The organism is Janthinobacterium sp. P210006 (genome assembly GCF_036231885.1).
Classification (GTDB): Bacteria; Pseudomonadota; Gammaproteobacteria; order Burkholderiales; family Burkholderiaceae_D; genus Janthinobacterium; species Janthinobacterium violaceinigrum.
Window position 1 is genome coordinate 711,195 of the sequence record NZ_JAZARD010000004.1, and the last position, 16,148, is coordinate 727,342.

15 protein-coding genes are annotated in these 16,148 nt (G+C 64.1%); 10 read left to right on the forward strand and 5 right to left on the reverse strand.

Features of this window, described 5'->3' with window-relative positions:
• The first annotated feature begins 50 nt into the window (after nucleotides 1–50).
• On the forward strand, nucleotides 51–710 hold the full coding sequence (locus VPH41_RS22960) for a helix-turn-helix transcriptional regulator (protein WP_152284372.1): 660 nt from the start codon (nucleotides 51–53) through the stop codon (nucleotides 708–710).
• Here VPH41_RS22960 and VPH41_RS22965 read toward each other — a convergent pair.
• A complete protein-coding gene (locus VPH41_RS22965) occupies nucleotides 707–1,990 on the reverse strand; it encodes an MFS transporter (RefSeq protein ID WP_328571608.1) in 1,284 nt (427 codons plus the stop codon). The genes VPH41_RS22960 and VPH41_RS22965 overlap by 4 nt on opposite strands.
• 112 nt (nucleotides 1,991–2,102) lie before the next feature.
• Between VPH41_RS22965 and VPH41_RS22970 the strand changes: the two genes are divergently transcribed.
• Nucleotides 2,103–3,002 (forward strand): LysR substrate-binding domain-containing protein, encoded by a 900-nt coding sequence (locus VPH41_RS22970; RefSeq protein ID WP_328571609.1) that lies wholly within the window; start codon nucleotides 2,103–2,105, stop codon nucleotides 3,000–3,002.
• Here VPH41_RS22970 and VPH41_RS22975 read toward each other — a convergent pair.
• Nucleotides 2,999–3,751 (reverse strand): SDR family oxidoreductase, encoded by a 753-nt coding sequence (locus tag VPH41_RS22975; protein ID WP_328571610.1) that lies wholly within the window; start codon nucleotides 3,749–3,751, stop codon nucleotides 2,999–3,001. The genes VPH41_RS22970 and VPH41_RS22975 overlap by 4 nt on opposite strands.
• Nucleotides 3,752–3,882: 131 nt before the next feature.
• Nucleotides 3,883–4,926 carry a class I SAM-dependent methyltransferase gene (locus VPH41_RS22980; RefSeq protein WP_328571611.1) on the reverse strand — a complete coding sequence of 348 codons (1,044 nt, stop codon included), beginning with the start codon at nucleotides 4,924–4,926 and terminating at the stop codon, nucleotides 3,883–3,885.
• A gap of 130 nt (nucleotides 4,927–5,056) precedes the next feature.
• On the opposite strand from VPH41_RS22980, the gene VPH41_RS22985 reads away from it, so the two are divergent.
• Both VPH41_RS22985 and VPH41_RS22990 read left to right on the forward strand, forming a co-directional pair.
• The gene (locus VPH41_RS22985) at nucleotides 5,057–5,944 is read left to right on the forward strand and encodes a helix-turn-helix transcriptional regulator (RefSeq protein WP_328571612.1); all 888 of its coding nucleotides are present in this window, start codon (nucleotides 5,057–5,059) and stop codon (nucleotides 5,942–5,944) included.
• A gap of 57 nt (nucleotides 5,945–6,001) precedes the next feature.
• Nucleotides 6,002–6,412 carry a VOC family protein gene (locus VPH41_RS22990; protein WP_287776621.1) on the forward strand — a complete coding sequence of 137 codons (411 nt, stop codon included), beginning with the start codon at nucleotides 6,002–6,004 and terminating at the stop codon, nucleotides 6,410–6,412.
• Nucleotides 6,413–6,561: 149 nt separating this feature from the next.
• Here the strand turns inward: VPH41_RS22990 and VPH41_RS22995 are convergent, their stop codons facing one another.
• Complete coding sequence (locus VPH41_RS22995) at nucleotides 6,562–9,432, reverse strand: insulinase family protein (RefSeq protein ID WP_328571613.1); 2,871 nt, start codon at nucleotides 9,430–9,432, stop codon at nucleotides 6,562–6,564.
• A gap of 295 nt (nucleotides 9,433–9,727) precedes the next feature.
• Here VPH41_RS22995 and VPH41_RS23000 point away from each other — a divergent pair, with 295 nt between their 5' ends.
• The 6 genes from VPH41_RS23000 (at nucleotide 9,728) to VPH41_RS23025 (ending at nucleotide 15,529) form a co-directional block, all read left to right on the forward strand.
• Entirely contained in the window at nucleotides 9,728–11,140 is a 1,413-nt protein-coding gene (locus tag VPH41_RS23000) for a HAMP domain-containing sensor histidine kinase (RefSeq protein ID WP_328571614.1), read from the forward strand.
• Nucleotides 11,137–11,679 carry a hypothetical protein gene (locus VPH41_RS23005; protein ID WP_328571615.1) on the forward strand — a complete coding sequence of 181 codons (543 nt, stop codon included), beginning with the start codon at nucleotides 11,137–11,139 and terminating at the stop codon, nucleotides 11,677–11,679. Before VPH41_RS23000 ends, VPH41_RS23005 begins: the two co-directional genes overlap by 4 nt.
• Entirely contained in the window at nucleotides 11,676–13,043 is a 1,368-nt protein-coding gene (locus VPH41_RS23010; RefSeq protein WP_152284381.1) for a sigma 54-interacting transcriptional regulator, read from the forward strand. The genes VPH41_RS23005 and VPH41_RS23010 overlap by 4 nt, the downstream gene beginning before the upstream one ends.
• Before the next feature lie 267 nt (nucleotides 13,044–13,310).
• Nucleotides 13,311–13,673: a BON domain-containing protein gene (locus tag VPH41_RS23015; RefSeq protein ID WP_034752546.1), complete on the forward strand. Its 363-nt coding sequence runs from the start codon at nucleotides 13,311–13,313 to the stop codon at nucleotides 13,671–13,673.
• Between the two features lie 214 nt (nucleotides 13,674–13,887).
• The gene (locus VPH41_RS23020) at nucleotides 13,888–14,901 is read left to right on the forward strand and encodes a bile acid:sodium symporter family protein (RefSeq protein WP_328571616.1); all 1,014 of its coding nucleotides are present in this window, start codon (nucleotides 13,888–13,890) and stop codon (nucleotides 14,899–14,901) included.
• Between the two features lie 289 nt (nucleotides 14,902–15,190).
• Nucleotides 15,191–15,529 carry a hypothetical protein gene (locus tag VPH41_RS23025; RefSeq protein ID WP_328571617.1) on the forward strand — a complete coding sequence of 113 codons (339 nt, stop codon included), beginning with the start codon at nucleotides 15,191–15,193 and terminating at the stop codon, nucleotides 15,527–15,529.
• A 46-nt stretch (nucleotides 15,530–15,575) separates the two neighbouring features.
• Here the strand turns inward: VPH41_RS23025 and VPH41_RS23030 are convergent, their stop codons facing one another.
• Nucleotides 15,576–16,091, reverse strand: a complete 516-nt coding sequence (locus VPH41_RS23030; RefSeq protein WP_328571618.1) for a TlpA family protein disulfide reductase — start codon at nucleotides 16,089–16,091, stop codon at nucleotides 15,576–15,578.
• Nucleotides 16,092–16,148: the final 57 nt, after the last annotated feature.

The following is a 16,148-nucleotide window of genomic DNA, read 5'->3' on the forward strand; positions in this document are numbered from 1 at the left end:
TATTATGCAAGCAATTAGTTGGTTAACTGGCCTCATGATAGTTGAGTGAAATGAATTACACAAGTAAACGTTTGGATAATCAGGACGCGCCGCAAACGACGGAGCGCATCCTGTATTTCATCAAGACCAAGGGACCCGTCTCCACGGCCACCCTGGCCAAGACCCTGGACATGACGGGCGAGGCGGCGCGCCAGCAAGTGCAAAAGCTGGTGGCCGCGGGCCTCATCGAGGGGCGCCAGGAAGCGCAGGCGGGGGCCGGACGGCCGCGCCAGAACTGGGTCTTGACGGAAGCAGGCAATGCGCGCTTTCCCGACACGCATGCGCAGCTGACGATCAAGCTGATCGGTTCCGTGCGCCAGCTGTTCGGCGAAGCGGGGCTCGATAAACTGATCACGCAGCGCGAAGAGGAAAGCCGCAGCGCGTATGCGCTGGCGTGCTCGGCGCCGGACTTGCCCACGCGGCTGCAGCAACTGGCCACCGTGCGCGATGAAGAGGGCTATATGGCCCGCGTGGAAGCGGATGGCAAGGACTGGCTGCTGATCGAAGATCATTGCCCCATCTGCGCTGCCGCGCGCACCTGCCAGGGCTTTTGCCGCTCCGAACTGCAGCTGTTCCAGGAAGTGGTGGGGCCGGGCGCGACCATCGTGCGCGAGCAGCATTTGCTGACGAACGCGATGCGCTGCATCTACCGCATTTCTCCTTTGCCCTAGGCTTTCGGAAACAGGGGGCGGGCGGCCAGCGCCACCAGCCCCGCCAGCCACCACACGACGGGCCAGTTGCTGGCTGCCAGCAGGTGCGGGATGGCGATCGGCGTGAGGAACAGGCCCACATAGACGGCCGTGTTCGCCATGCCCAGGGCCGTGCCCGCGTTGGCGCCGCCCGCTTCCGTGGCCAGTTCCGTGTAGGCCACGCCATGCCAGGCGGACACGGCGATGCCGGCGGCCACCACGGCGGCCATCAACAGCCAGCCCGGCGCCGCCAGCCAGGCGATGCATCCCAGCACAATAAACGACGCCAAGGCCACCAGGGCCGAGCCGCGCAGGTAGGCGGGCCGGTTCGCGTGGCGGTCCGTATGGCGTCCGCTCCAGATGCGCATCACCATGGCGCCCGCCTGCAGGGCCACCATCACGGCCGTGATGGCAGCCAGGCCCAGGTGGCCATGGTCGTGCAGGAAGACGGTGGCGTAGCTGAGCACGGCAAACTGGGGTACGCACAGCAAGCCGATGGCGGCCACCATGCGCCAGACTCTGCGGTTTTTGAGTGGACCCGGCAGGGGCGGCGCAGGCGTGGCCGCAATCAGGCCCGTGGACGCGTTTTGCGGGCCCGTGGCGGCCTCGGCAGAGAAATCGGGCTCATGCATCCATCGCCACGTGAAAAACGCCGACAGGCCGCTTACGCAGGCCAGGGCGCCAAACACGGGCACGAAGCCGTAATGTGACGCCAGGCTGGGCAGGACGAGGGCGCCGAGGCCGCCACCGAGGGGCACGGCCGTCTGGCGGATGCTCATGGCGAAACCCCGTTCGCCCGTGCCGAACCAGCGCATCACGGCGCGGCCGCTGGCGCCATTCACGCTGCCGCCCAGCACGCCGACTGCCGCCAGTCCCGCCGCCAGCGCCCACAAGGGCGGCACGGCGCCGTCAGCGGGCGTGATCCACAGCAGCAGGGCCAGCAAGGCCAGCATGGTGCCCAGCAAGCCCGCCAGCAGCACGGGGCGGTCGCCCCAGCGGTCGGTGGCCATGCCCCAGGGTAATTCGGTCAGGGCCACGCCCAGGCCCATGGCGCCCAGCGCCACCCCCAATTCTGTATTGCTCAGGTGATAGCCGCTGCGCAGCCAGATGGCCGTCGTGGGCATGCCGTTGGCGGCGGCGGAAAAGCTGGCATTGGCGGCCACGCCCACGGCCAGCACTTTCCAGCGGTGGGCATCGCCCAGCGCGGGCGAGGGGATGGCGACGGGAACGAGAACAGGAACGGCTGGGCAGCGGGTGGTCATGGCAGGGAGGGGAAAGTGGTTGACCCTGACAGTGTTGCGCGCTACGATCATTCTGAATATCAGATAATTTACGATTAACCATCCCATAAAACCGGACGATTGCCTTTGCGCCATGAGCCTGCTGAATTTTGACATCGCCTTTTTGCGCAGTTATGTGGCTGGCATCGAGCTGGGCAGCTTTGCCCGCGCGGCCGACAAGGTGGGCCGCTCCACCTCGGCCGTCAGCGCGCAGCTGAAAAAACTCGAGGAGCAGGCGGGCATGCCCCTGTTTCGCAAGGATGGGCGGGGTTTGGCGCTGACGCCGGCGGGCGAAGTGCTGCTCGGCTATGCGCGCCGCCTGCTGGAATTGAACGACGAGGTGGCCGTCGCCTTGCGCGGCGCGGAACTGGAAGGCTGGATCAAGCTGGGCTTGCAGGAAGATTTTGGCGAAGCCTTGCTGCCCGACGTGCTGGGGCGCTTTGCCCGCGCGCACCCGAAAGTGCGCATCGAGGCGCACGTGGCGCGCAACACGGAATTGATGGAACGGCTCGCCATGGGCCAGCTGGACCTGGCCCTGCTGTGGGGCGGCGCCTGCATCGCCGACGTGGCCGAGTATCCGCTGCAGCAGCGCCAGCATATTGCCGAGCCGGCCATGCGCTGGATCGCTTCGTCCAGCCTGGACTGGCGCCCCGAGTCGGGCGAGCCCCTGCCGCTGATCACGTTCGATCGCGACTGCCTGTTCCAGCGCTGCGCCACGCAGGCGCTGGACGGGGCCGGCATCGCCTGGCGCACGGCGTTTACCAGTCCCAGCCTGGCCGGCCTGTGGGCGGCGGCCGCTGCCGGGCTGGGCGTGACGGTGCGCACCAGCCTGGGCTTGCCTTCGTCCGTGTGCGCGCTCGATCACGCGGCGGCGGGCTTGCCCGCCCTGCCCCCGCTATCGCTGGAATTGCTGCGCGCCTCCAGCGTATCCCGGCCGCCCGTCGAGCGGCTGGCCGGCCTGATCATCGAGTCGCTGCAGCAAGGGGCTACCTAAAACTCCTGCACCGTGGGGCGCAGCACGATTTCATTGATGTCCACGCCGTCCGGCTGCTCGATCGCATACGCCACGGCGCGCGCCACGGCATCGGCGGGAATGGCTTGCTTGTAGAACTCCTTCAGTCCGGCTGCGCTTTCCGCGTGGCTGCTGCCGCCGGCCAGTTCCGTATCGACGGCGCCGGGCAGGATGGTGGTGGTGCGGATGGTGCCGCCGCTGGCGGCCAGCTCATGGCGCAAGCCTTCCGAAATGGCGCGCACGGCAAACTTGGTGCCGCTGTAGACGGTGCCACCGGGGCTGAACACCTTCGCGCCCGCCACCGATGAAATATTGATGAAGTGGCCGCTGTTTTGCGCGCGGAAATACGGCAAGGCGGCCGCGATACCGTACAGCACGCCCTTGATGTTGATATCGATCATGCGCTCCCATTCCTCGACCTTCAGCGCGTCCATGGGGGCGATGGCCATCAGCCCCGCGTTGTTGATCAGCACGTCGACCTTGCCGAACACGGCCAGCGCCGTTTCGACCAGGCGCGTCAGGTCGCCCGCCTGGGTCACGTCGGTACGGGCAATGGCCGCCTTGCCGCCGGCGGCCGTGATTTCCTCGGCGATGGTGTTGAGCAAATCCATGCGCCGCGCACCGAGCACGACGCTGGCACCCAGCGCGGCCAGATGGCGCGCCGTGGCTTCGCCCAGGCCGCTGCTGGCACCGGTGATGACGACGACTTTCCCTGCAATTGCTTGATTCATGATGGATTCCCTGTGGGGCAGCACAATGCTGCGGTTGACATCGATCAATGCTGGCGCGCCATGCCTGGAAGCGGCCAAGCTGCAGGCACAGCTTAGCGCATTTGCTCCCTGACTTGCTATAAAAATGATAATTATTGTGAGCGTGCAATCAGCACCTGCACGGGCGCCATGGGGAAATCGCTGGCGCTGTACTGCTCCACTTGCCGCCAGCCCGTGTCGCGCAGCAGCTGCGCCAATTCTCCCTGCCGCGTCACCGTGCGGCCCAGCATGCGCATCGGCAAATAATAGGGCAGCACGCGCGCCGCATCGCCGGGCGCGGGGGGGATTTCAGCCTGCACGCAGACGAACACGCCGCCGGGTTTCAGGGCCGCATGTATCTTGCGCAAGGCGCCGGCCAGGTCGGGCACGAAATGCAGCACGGACGAGCACCAGATGAGGTCGTAGCCGCTGCCGATGTCGTCGCTGTCCAGGTCGCCGCCCAAGGTATCGAGGCGGTCCGATAGTTGCGCATGGGCGATGTTCGCAGCTGCCACGGCCACCGTTTCCGGCCAGTCGAAGACGCAGCCGCGCAAGCCTGCATGGGCTTGCGCCAGCGCAATCGCAACCCAGCCGGGACCGCCGCCCACGTCGAGCAGGCGCAGCGGCGTGCTGCCGTCCGTAAACAGGGCGATGCGCTGCATCACGGACAGGGCTGCGCGCATGGTGACGGCGCGTTGTTCCTGGCCGATTTGCTGCTGCGCGGCGGCGGCCCAGTTGATGCCATTGGCCGTGCTGTAGGGCTTGACCTTGCCGCCGTCGCGCACGAGGGTAGTCAGTTGCGTGGCGAAATGGCGCAGCGCATGCAGCCGGTACAGCCAGGCGTCGCCACAAAAGGACGCAGCGTTGCGGCAGAAATACTGCAAGGTGGTGGCCGTGCAGCGGTAGCTGGCCGCCGTGTCGCCGGCGCTGGGGGCCACGCCGCGCTCGAGCACCTGCATGCTCCACAGCAATTCCAACAGCAGGGCCGTGTGCGGCGCGTGCAGCGACAGGGTCTCGGCCAGTTGCGTGGGCGTGTGCGGCGTGACCAGCACGTCGAGAATGCCCAGTTCCAGGGCGGCGGCCAGCCCGTCCGCCTGGACGGGCGCGACGGCCAGGTCCCAATACGGTTGCAAGGCATGTTGCGAAGTGAACGGCATGATCTTCCTTTCGGCGAGGTGGGCATGGAAGCTATTTTATGCAACAATGAGAATAATTATCATTTGCATTTGTATGCGGCACGGCGCATTTCGTATGCGCAGCGTTGCGCAGGGACTGGGAGGAGCGAGGATGGAACAGGACAGGGAAGCGGCAGGCTGGACGCGGCGCCAGCTGGACCCGCAGATGGGCGAGTGCCGCGCCGACCAGCGCCAGGTCGACCAGGGCGTGCTGCTCGTGCATTCCGATTACCGCCCGCGGCTTGCGCTCGCCGAGCAATCGAAGCATGACGATGCGGGCGGCCTGGTCATCACCATCGGCCTGGAAGGCGCGTCCCATTACGCCACGCGCGATGGCGAGCAATTGCGTTTCCAGGGCGGCCATACGACCATGACGGTGTTTCGCCACACGAGCGGCGAGCGCCGTTTCGAAGCGGGCCAGCGGGCGGCGCAATTGCGCGTGCTGGTCGATGAAGAGGCGCTGGCGCGCTACTGGCCCGAGGGCTTGACGTCCCTGCTGCCCAACGGCGGCGCGCGCCAGCTGGCGCATGCCGCCACGACGGCGGCCAGCGCCCTGCACGCGCGGGCGCTGCTGCGCGCGACGGACCCGCTGGCCGTGCATATCGGCGTGCTCAGCCTGCTGGCGGAGCAGTTGCGGGGATTGCGGCCCGTATCGCCGCACGTGCCGCGCTGGTCCGATACCGATATCGCCAAACTGGAGCGCGCCTACGCGCTGATGCAGGAACAGATGGCGCAGGAGCTCACGCTCGACTACCTGTGCGTGCAAGTGGGGTTGAGCCTGTTCAAGTTGAAGCAAGGATGGCGCTACCGCTACAACGACAGCCCCCAGCGCACCCTGCTGGCGCTGCGCATGCAGCGGGCAAAGTTGCTGTTGGAAAATGGTTGCCAGGTGGCGCAGGCGGGCTGGCAAACGGGCTATCGCCACCCGGCCAATTTCAGCGCCGCGTTCAGCCGCTATTTCGGCTACGCGCCCAAGACCGTGGCGCGCGCGAAGGGCTGAACAGGCGGTGTAGAATCGGCGGGCAGGATCTACTCATTCGACCTACAAGGAGACATGATGGCCCGTAAAATTTTTGTCAATCTGCCCGTCCATTCGCTCGAACGTTCCGTGGCGTTTTTCACGGCGCTGGGTTTCAGCTTCAATGCCCATTTCACGGATGAAACGGCGACGTGCATGATCGTTGCCGATGATATTTTTGTGATGCTGTTGACGCACGATAAATTCAAGCAGTTCACGCCCAAGCAGCTGTGCGATACCAAGGTGGCGACGGAAGTACTCGTGTGCCTGTCGGCCGAGAGCCGGGGCGAAGTCGATGCGCTGGTGGCGAAGGCCGTCCAGGCGGGCGGCAGCCTGTACAAGGAGCCGATCGATTACGGCTTCATGTATGGCCACAGTTTCCAGGACCCCGATGGCCATCAATGGGAGCTGATGTACATGGAACCTAATTCGGTACCTGGAAACGCCTGACCAAACCTACTGCGCGTCGCGCTTTGCGGCCGGCGATGCTCACCGTACTAGAAGTACGGTTGCGCTTCTCGGCCACAAATCACTGCCGCTCGCTACGGTTTTGTCAGGCGTTGCAACAGCCACGTCAAAACACTTGTTAAGCCCACGCCTTAGCTGGCCAGCGACAATAAATCGACCACTTCCAGGCCTGCCAGGTCTTGCGTCGTGTTGCCCGCGAACGCGGCGCGGCTAGGCTGGCCGTTTTTCAGCCAGGTGCGCGTGACGTCCTTGATCTGGCTCAGGGTGCAAGTCAATACGCCCGTGCGGAATTGCTGGCGCACGGCTTCCGTCGTGCCACGCTGCTGCATATTCCACGCCGTCAGCGCTTCCGCGTACGGCGAATGGGGCTTGTCCAGACCCTTGATGACGCAGATGATGGCTTCTTCCACTTGTTCCTGCGAGAAATCGCCGTCGAGGATCTGGTCCAGGGTCGTGCCGAAGTCGGCAAAGGTGCCGGCCAGGCGTGGATCGCGGTAGGAACTGAGGGTAAACGTGCCGGCGCCGGCCGCATAGCTGGCGCTGCCGCCATACGCGCCGCCTTTTTCGCGCAGGGCCGTATGCAGCGCCTGGTTGGTCATCAGTTCGGCGGCCACGGCCAGGGCGGACGCGTCCGGATTGTGTACGCCCGGCACGGCCCAGGACACGAAGCAATGGTTGATCTGGCTCGTCGCATGCAGGGCCGTATTGGCCAGTGGTAACGCTGCCGGCGCTGGCGTTTCAGTCGCTGCGGCGGCATCCGTGTTGGCTGCCGGCAATTCCAGCAGGCGGGCCAGGGTGATGCCATCCTGTTCCAGGCCCGCGCACAACACGGTTGGCGGCTGGGCGATGATGTGCGCGTGCAAGGTGTCGAGTTCGCGCGCGATTTCCTGCAAGCCTTCGGACGTCTTGCTCAGTTGCTGCAAACGGCGGTAGAACGGCAGCGCGGCCGGGCCGCCCACGATGTCGTCGAAGCGGCGCGTAGGCGACAGGGGGGCGGCCGAGGCCAGCATGGCGTAGCGGTTGCCCGATTCGGCCAGGCTGGAGAGCTTGTCCTGCACCAGGCTTTCGATCAGGAAAGCCAGACGCTCTTCTTCATCGAAGCGGGGCTTGGCGATCCAGGCCGACAGCACGGCGGCAATGGCCGCGTGTTCTTCGCGCAAGCCGCTGGCCGAGAATGACAATTCCACGCGCATTGCCTGTTGCGGGCGGGGAATGGCTTCCAGGCCGATGTGGAACGAAGGCACCATGCTCTGGCGCCACGCGCTGGCGTCGTCGAACGACATGTCGCCCACGCCCAGTTCCGGCGCCAGGTCCGTGTACAGGCGCAGCCATGGCCACGACGCTTCCGGCAAGCCCGACACGTCATACAGCACGTTGGCATAGCTGATGCCGTTCGAGGCGATGGAAAACGCCACGGCGCCGTCGACGGCCGGGGGAATCGGCAAGGCCGGGCGCGGCAAGGCGCTGACGTCGCCGGGGCGGATACGGGGCAAGACTTCCGAATTCGACGGCAGCTGCTGATGCGCTTCCAGCGCGGCCGATTCGGCCACGATGTGTTCGCGCTCGGCATCCGTCAGCTTCGCCTGCAGGGCCGCCAGCCTGGCGTCTTCAAGGGCGGCGCGGTCCGTGAAGTAGGCGCTGTCGGGCACCACGTGGGTGGTCAAACGGGTCGGGTTGGCGATCAGCTCGCGCACCAGCTGCTTGAAGAATTCCGGATCTTCGATCTGCTGTTCCAGGGTTTCCAGGATGGCGGCATTGTCGAACGCATCCATCACGTTGCCGTCGTACATGGCCAGCGGCAGGGCGTGCAGCAAACGGCCCAGGCCGTAAGGCATGCGGCCGCTGCTGATTTCGCGCTGGCTGTATTTGATGTCGCGCAAGGCCGCGTGCAGCACGGCGGCAGGGATGCCCTCTTGCGCCGTTTCTTCCAGCGCCGTCCAGATGCGCTGGTGCGCATCGGCGATCTGTTCCTGCGTCAAGCCTTCCATGCCGATGTGGAATACCATCTGACGGATGCCCGCGTCGCGGCCATTCATGTCCGATGGGCGGCCATAGCCGGCCGATTCCATGGCGCGCATGACGGGCGCCGACGATTCGCCCAACAAGCCGTGCGACAGCAGATGCGCGTGGTAGTAGGCGATGGGGTCGCTGGACTCGCCCATCAGCCAGGCAAATTGCAGGCCGAATTCATCGTCGCGCGCTTCCTGCGACGGAATTTTCACCACGTTTTCCTGCGGCGCCGTCCATGCGGGCGCCAGCTGCGGCAGGCGGCGCGGGCTAAAGCCGCTGAGCTTGGACAGCACGCGTTCAGCCACTTGCTGCTGCACGGCCGACGCTTCGATATTGCCGGACGTCATGATGACGGCTTGCGAAGGATGGTAGTGGCTGGCGTGGAATTCTTTCAGCATTTCATGCGTGAGTTCGGGGATCACCAGCGGATCGCCGCCCGATTCCACTTCGTACGTCGTGCCCTTGAGCAAGGCGCTGGCGATGCCGCTGTCGAGCGCGCGCATGGGGCTGTTGAAGGCGCCCTTCATTTCATTGAAGACGATGCCCTGGTAGACCAGCTTGTCGCCTTCGAACGCATGGCGCCAGCCTTCCTGGCGGAAATTCAGGTAATCGAGATTCGGGAAGAAGGCCGCATCGAGGTAGACGTCGAGCAGGTTGAAGAAATCCTTGCGGTCCGTGCTGGCGAACGGGTACACGGTGCGGTCCGGATAGGTCATCGCATTCATGAAGGTGGCCGTCGAGCGGCGCAGCATCGAGAAGAAGGGGTCGCGCACCGGATAGCGGGCCGAGCCGCACAAGGCCAGGTGTTCGAGGATGTGGGCGCGTCCGTCGCTCACTTCCGGCACAGTGGGAAAGGCCACCAGGAACACCATCTCAGCCTGCTCGGTATGCATATGGATATGACGCATGCCCGTTGCCGGCTCGACATATTGCTCGATGGTTGCCTGCAAGACTGGAATGAAGTTGCTGCTGACTTTTTCAAATGTGCTCATGCGGTATGGGATCTCGTCGGTAGGTGATACGGATGGTCGGTAGGGCTACATGGCATATGGGGCCAAAGTGGCGCAATGCCAGAGCTGGCCCGCCAGGGCGGGTGCCAGCTTGATGCCTGTATGAAGCTTTTCCCTATTGTACTAGGAGTATCTGCACGCCGCCGCCGAGGCTTGCTTACGGGACGCAAAAGCAACAACGTTGCCAGATAGCTCACTTACAGGTGGCGCCCCCGGATGAAAGCTTAGCGTACCATGCGCTCTTTCCTCCATGCTGACTGAGCCGAAGGCGCTTACCTTGTCCAGACTTTCCTTTCGCCAACTGTTATTTGCCGCCTTCATCTTGACGACGGGCATTTTGACGGCCACTTCCGTGCAAGCCTTGCTGACCCTCGAGCACCTGGCGCGGCTGGGGCGCGAGACGGCGGCGCAGGCGATTACCCTGACGGAACAGTCGCAGCGCCTGTCCGAGCGCACCCTGGCCATGGAGCGCAGCGCGCGCCAGTTCCTCGTGCTCGATGATCCCGTGTTCCGCGAGCGCTACGCGGCGGCCCGCGCCGAAGCCACGGCGGCGCTGCAGGTGCTGAACCGCGCCACGCCCGAGTTCGCATCCCAGCTGGCCGACGAATGGACGGTGCAGGCGCAAGCGGCCTGGGAAGTCTTGCAAGCAGGTAAGCGCCGCAAGCGCGATGGCCATGCCGTCGTGTACCGCGCGTTTGCCCGCATGACACAGATCAACGACAGCCTGGCGCGCGAAAGCAAGACGGAAATCGGCAGCCGCAACGACGCCCTGCTGGCCGAGCTGGAACGCCAGCGCCGCGTGCTGGGCATGCTGGTGGGCGGCGCCGTGCTGCTGGCGGCCGTGCTGGCCACCTGTTTCGGCTTTCTATTGTCGCGCCCGCTGCGCCGCATCGAGACGGCCATCGAGCGCCTGGGCGACAAGCGCTACGATCAGCCCATCGTCGTCGGCGGCCCGGCCGACACGCGCCGCCTGGGCCAGCAGCTCGATTGGCTGCGCCAGCGCCTGGCGGACCTCGATGCCGACAAGGAACGTTTCCTGCGCCATATCTCGCATGAGCTGAAAACCCCGCTGGCGGCCCTGCGCGAAGGCGTGGCCTTGCTGGAAGACGAGGTGGCGGGCAAGCTCAGCGATGGCCAGCGCGAAATCGCCGGCATCCTGCAGCAAAACACGGCGTCCCTGCAAACCCAGATTGAAGACTTGCTGCGCTACAATACTGCCGCTTTTGACGCCCAGCATCTGGCGCACAGCAAGGTGGATTTGCTGGTCCTGCTGCAAGATGTGGTGGCCGGGCAGCGCCTGCAATGGCTGGCGCGCCGTCTGACGGTCGAGGTACAGGGGGCGTCCCTGATCGTGCTGGCCGACCGCGACAAGCTGGCCACGGCCCTGGCGAACCTGCTGTCGAACGCCGTGCGCTTCAGCCCGGAAGGCGGCACCGTGCGCTTTGCCCTGTCCAGCGAAGGGGGCCGCGTGCGCATCGACTGCACCGACGAAGGCGCTGGCGTGGCGCCAGAGGACGCCGCGCGCATCTTCGAGCCGTTTTACCAGGGTGTGCGCCAGGCGGCTGGCGCGCGCAACGGCAATGGCATCGGCCTGTCCATCGTGCGCGAATATATCGCCGCCCACGATGGCAGCGTCACTCTTTTACCGCGCTCCGCCGGCGCGCATTTTCGGATAGAACTGCCCTTATGATGACGAGAATTCCCCTGGCCGGCATGGCCGCCTGCGCGCTGCTGCTGGGCGCCTGCGCCGCCAAGCCTCCTGTCCAGACGCCCGTGCTGGTGCAAACGCCGCCGCGCGTGGTCGTGGTGGCCGATCCCCAGCTCACGGAACTGCTGGCGTATCAAAGCGCCTTGCGCCTGATGACGCCGTCGGAACTGGTCAAAGCGCAGCTGGACCTGGCGAAGGCCGATCACGCGCCGCCCAACACCATCCGCCGCGCCATGCTGCATGTGACCGTGCGCGGCACGGGCGACCTGGCCCGCGCGCAGGCGCTGCTCGAGCCGTTGCTGACGGCCACGGGCAAGGACGCGCAACTGCTGGCGCCGCTGGTGCAATTGCTCAGCAGCCAGTACGGGGAGCTGCGCCGCCAGGAAGACAGCATCGACAAGCTCAACACGCAGCTGCGCGACGCCCAGCGCCGCATCGACCAGCTCAATGAAAAACTCGAAGCGCTGAAAAACATCGAGCGCAGCCTGTCCGTGCGCCCCGCCGCGGGAGCGCCGAAATGAGCGAGCACGCCCACATCCTGTTGGTCGACGACGATCCCGACCTGCTGCGCCTGCTGACCATCCGCTTGAAGGCGGGCAACTACCGCGTGACGGCCGTGGGCAGCGCGGAAGCGGCGCTGGCGCGTCTGGCCGTGGAATTGCCATCGCTGGTCATTACCGACGTGCAATTGCCGGGCCGCGACGGCCTGGCCCTGTTCGACGAAATCCGCCGTCAGCATGCGGCCCTGCCCGTCATCCTGCTGACAGCCCACGGCACCATTCCCGATGCCGTCGAGGCGACGGCGCGCGGCGCGTTTGCCTATCTGACGAAACCGTTCGACGGCAAGCTGCTGATGGAAAAGGTGGCGTATGCGATCAACCTGTCCACCGTCATGCCGGCGCCCGCGTCCGGCGACGAGAGCTGGCGCGCCGAGTTGATCAGCCGCAGCGCGCAGATGGCCGAGCTGCTGGCTGAGGCCAAGCTGGTGGCGGGGTCCGACGCCAGCATCCTGATCCGCGGCCCCAGCGGCACGGGCAAGGAGTTGCTGGCGCGGGCCCTGCACAACGCCAGCCGCCGCGCCAAGGCGCCGTTCATCGCCGTCAACTGCGGCGCCATACCCGAGCAGTTGCTGGAATCGGAACTGTTCGGCCACGTGAAGGGCTCGTTTACGGGCGCCGTGGGCAACCGCGAAGGCCTGTTCCTGGCGGCCGATGGCGGCACCCTGTTCCTGGATGAGATCGGCGACATGCCGCTGCCGCTGCAGGTGAAACTGCTGCGCGTGCTGCAGGAACGGGCCGTGCGCCCCGTGGGCGCCGACCAGACGCGTCCCGTCGACGTGCGGCTGTTGTCCGCCACGCACCGCGACCTGGACGTGGCCATGGCGGAAGGGCAATTCCGCGAAGACCTGTATTACCGGCTCAATGTCGTGACCTTGACCCTGCCGCCGCTGGCCGAGCGTCGCGAAGACATCGCCTTGCTGGCAAACCATTTCCTGCAGAAGCTGGCGGCCAAGTACGAAAAACCCTTGAACGGCTTCGCGCCCGACGCCCTGACGGCCCTGGTGGCCGCGCCATGGCCCGGCAATGTGCGCCAGCTGGTCAATGTCGTCGAGCAAGTATGCGCGCTGGCCACGGCGCCGCTGGTGCCCTTGAGCCTGGTGCAGCGCGCGCTGCGCGTGCCATCGCTCGAAGCGCTCAGCTATAACGAAGCGAAGCAGCGCTTCGAGCGCGACTACCTGATCCAGCTGCTGCGGCTGACGGACGGCAACGTGGCCGACGCGGCCCGCCTGGCCGACCGCAACCGCACGGAGTTCTACCGTTTATTGCAGAAATATGAGCTGACGCCGGCCCTGTTCCGCGCCGACGGCGACCCTGTCGCTGAATAGCGACAAAAATAAAGCGTGGAAAATCAGCGACTTAGCGTAAAACATTGATGGTCTTTCCACAAGTTGTCGCTGTCAGGCGACAAAAAGCGCGGTTTTTCGGGGCAGATAGCCGGAAAACGCGCCGGAAAAATCAGGTTTGAATATAAGTCGTTGATTTCAATGAGAATTTAAAAGCTGGCACGGTGCTTGCTGTATGGGTAGATGTGACGCTTCAAAGTGTTGCTTTATCCAAGTAAGAAGCTTTTAACTTCATTGAGAGGAACTACCATGCAAACATCGAAACTGTTCAATACCCTGGTTGCCGCTATCGTACTGTCGGGCGCCTCGATCACCGCTTCGCATGCCGCTGACTCCGCACCAAAAGCACAAGCTCCTGCTGACACCGTCGTGGCCGCCAACGCTGCCGCAGCCGTCCCTGATGAAACCATCACTTCCTCGGCCAAGGCCGCCCTGAGCGCCGATGCGCAAGCCGCTGCCCTGCCCGTCAAGGTAGCAACCCAGCAAGGTGTGGTCGTCCTGTCGGGCGACGTGCCGAGCGCCGAAGCGGGTGACCGCGTCGTGCAGATCGTCGCTTCCGTGAGCGGCGTGAAAGAAATCAAGAACGAGCTGAAAGTCAAAGCCGCCGGTTAATCCCCCTCGCGCTGTACTTTACTCCGGGTTGCCCTGTCTGCGGACAGGGCATTTTTTTGTCCGCGCGGTTTTACCCGGCCAGCCATGCTGATGCCGCCAGGCAAGGAGGAGGGAAATACAAGTAGAATAGCCAGCACTGGCGCCGCTCCCGGCGCTGTTTGTCATCTCCGGCACAGCATGCTGTTGCAAGGCTGCGCCGTTACCAGGCTACCGCATGTCTTCTTTTTCTCCCGCCGCCCTGCTGCGCAATCTGAAACCCGATAATTTCACCATCGCCCTGCTCGTCACCGTGGCGCTGGCCACGTTCCTGCCCTGCACGGGCACGACGGCCGTGGTCTTCGGCAACATCACCACGGTCGCCATCGGCGCCCTGTTCTTCCTGCATGGCGCCAAGCTGTCGCGCGAAGCCGTGGTGGCGGGCGCCATGCACTGGCGCCTGCACTTGCTGGTGCTGGCCAGCACCTTTGTCCTGTTTCCGCTTCTGGGCCTGGCCCTGCGTCCGCTGGCGCTGACGTTTCTCACGCCTGACCTGTACATGGGCATTTTGTTCCTGTGCGCGCTGCCGTCCACTGTGCAATCGTCGATCGCCATGACGGCCATGGCGCGCGGCAACGTGCCGGCCGCCATCTGCAGCGCCTCGGCCTCGAATTTCATCGGCATTTTCCTCGCCCCCATCCTGGTCGGCTTGCTGGTGGCCAAGGGTGCGGAAAGCAAGTCGTCGGTGGACGCCGTGCTCTCCATCGTCATGCAGCTGCTGCTGCCCTTCCTGGCCGGCCAGTTCCTGCGCCGCTGGATCGGCCGCTGGGTCGACCGCCACAAGGCCACGCTGAAATTCGTCGACCAGGGTTCGATCTTGCTGGTGGTCTACACGGCTTTCAGCGAAGCCGTCAGCGAAGGCCTGTGGCACACGATCTCGGTGGAAACCCTGGTGGCCCTGGGCTTGATCAGCCTCTTGCTGCTGGCGCTGGTGCTGGGCATTTCCACCTTTGTCAGTCGCCGCCTGGGTTTCAACAAGGAAGACGAAATCGCCATCGTCTTTTGCGGCTCGAAGAAAAGCCTGGCCAGCGGCGTGCCGATGGCCAAGGTGCTGTTCTCCACCCGCTCGCTGGGCATGGTGATCCTGCCGCTGATGCTGTTCCACCAGATCCAATTGATGATCTGCGCCGTGATCGCGCAGCGCTATGCGCGCCGGGATGAGGGGCAGGAAGTGCCCGTGTCGACATCCTGAGCGACGGCCCCGCTTTCCATACCGCGCCTGGCGCGGTATTTTTTTGCCTGCGCGGCGCGGAAAGCCTTGGATAGGCACGCCAGACCGTGGGAGAAACACTTCGGGACATTCAGTTCGAAAGGCCGTTATTTTTCAGGCATTTTTTGTGTTGTAATGTATCGGCTGACAAGCAATATTCAAGGCTGGAGATCGCCAGGATGATGCGCATGAACGATGAGGGTGCCAAGTCCGGGTTTGCTGTGCGAAAAGAGTTGCTTGATAAATTGCAGTGCTGATCCGGGACGCGTTCATGAGGTCATTTGCAGGAATCATCGCCATTTTTTCCTTGAGTGGATTGAGCATTCCACTGCTTTCTCGGGTCGTATGGCATTTTCTTGATTACAGTTTCGATATGCAGCTCATGGTGTTCAAGCTGCAACTGCTGTTATGGCCGACGTCTATCATGATGTTGGCGGCGGCCAACCCTCAGATGGAAACAGGCATTTTCTTGTTTGCGATGGCAGCCAATGTGGTTTTCTATGCCTTTCTTGGCACCTTGGTATGGCTCGGATTGCGTAAGCATGGCGCTTTTTTCGCTATCGCAGGCATAGGATGGGGGGTAATCTGGTGGAAACTGCTCTCGTTGTGAGAGACAAAGAAAGCAGTTTTTTGCTAGATGAATGTTGCTATTGAATTTAGTTATTGACGGCCTCCACCGGCATACTGATGGCCGCATTCAAACTCTGCACGATGCCGTCGAGCGATGATTCGTCGTAGCCGCGGTACACATTCTGGATGCGGCCGTCGCGGCCGATGATGAGCAGATGCGGGATGCCCTGGACGCCATACAAGGTTGCGCTTTTCTTGCCTGGGTCATAGGACATGCCGAGCGTCAGCTTGCTGAGTGCGCGGCTGACCTTGCGGAAGACATCGCGGTTTTCCGTGTTGATGGCGATGACTTGTACCTTGTCCGTGCCTGCCGTCTGCTGGATGCCTTCGAGAATGGGAAGCTCTTTCAAGCAATACGGACACCAGGTGGCCCAGAACGACACCACCAGCACCTTGCCCCGATAGTGGCTGACGGCCACCTCCTTATCCTCCAGAGTCCTGCCCAGGTAGTCGGGTGCCATGTCGCCGGATGCGGGGGCGGCGCTGGCGCCGTGGACGGTGCAGGCAAACAGCAGAAAGGTCAACAGCCGGCGCAGGGTCATATGCTTTGCGAGAAGTGAAGTGAGAAGCGAGCATAGCAAGCGGTCCGGGTTCGATAT

Coding starts and splice junctions, on each gene's coding strand:
- VPH41_RS22985 (WP_328571612.1), top strand. CDS start 5,057: ATGGAACAGGACAGGGAAGCGGCAGGCTGGACGCGGCGCCAGCTGGAC.
- VPH41_RS23020 (WP_328571616.1), top strand. CDS start 13,888: ATGTCTTCTTTTTCTCCCGCCGCCCTGCTGCGCAATCTGAAACCCGAT.
- VPH41_RS22980 (WP_328571611.1), bottom strand. CDS start 4,926: ATGCCGTTCACTTCGCAACATGCCTTGCAACCGTATTGGGACCTGGCC.
- VPH41_RS22960 (WP_152284372.1), top strand. CDS start 51: ATGAATTACACAAGTAAACGTTTGGATAATCAGGACGCGCCGCAAACG.
- VPH41_RS22995 (WP_328571613.1), bottom strand. CDS start 9,432: ATGAGCACATTTGAAAAAGTCAGCAGCAACTTCATTCCAGTCTTGCAG.
- VPH41_RS22990 (WP_287776621.1), top strand. CDS start 6,002: ATGGCCCGTAAAATTTTTGTCAATCTGCCCGTCCATTCGCTCGAACGT.
- VPH41_RS22975 (WP_328571610.1), bottom strand. CDS start 3,751: ATGAATCAAGCAATTGCAGGGAAAGTCGTCGTCATCACCGGTGCCAGC.
- VPH41_RS23010 (WP_152284381.1), top strand. CDS start 11,676: ATGAGCGAGCACGCCCACATCCTGTTGGTCGACGACGATCCCGACCTG.
- VPH41_RS23030 (WP_328571618.1), bottom strand. CDS start 16,091: ATGACCCTGCGCCGGCTGTTGACCTTTCTGCTGTTTGCCTGCACCGTC.
- VPH41_RS22970 (WP_328571609.1), top strand. CDS start 2,103: ATGAGCCTGCTGAATTTTGACATCGCCTTTTTGCGCAGTTATGTGGCT.
- VPH41_RS23025 (WP_328571617.1), top strand. CDS start 15,191: ATGAGGTCATTTGCAGGAATCATCGCCATTTTTTCCTTGAGTGGATTG.
- VPH41_RS23005 (WP_328571615.1), top strand. CDS start 11,137: ATGATGACGAGAATTCCCCTGGCCGGCATGGCCGCCTGCGCGCTGCTG.
- VPH41_RS22965 (WP_328571608.1), bottom strand. CDS start 1,990: ATGACCACCCGCTGCCCAGCCGTTCCTGTTCTCGTTCCCGTCGCCATC.
- VPH41_RS23015 (WP_034752546.1), top strand. CDS start 13,311: ATGCAAACATCGAAACTGTTCAATACCCTGGTTGCCGCTATCGTACTG.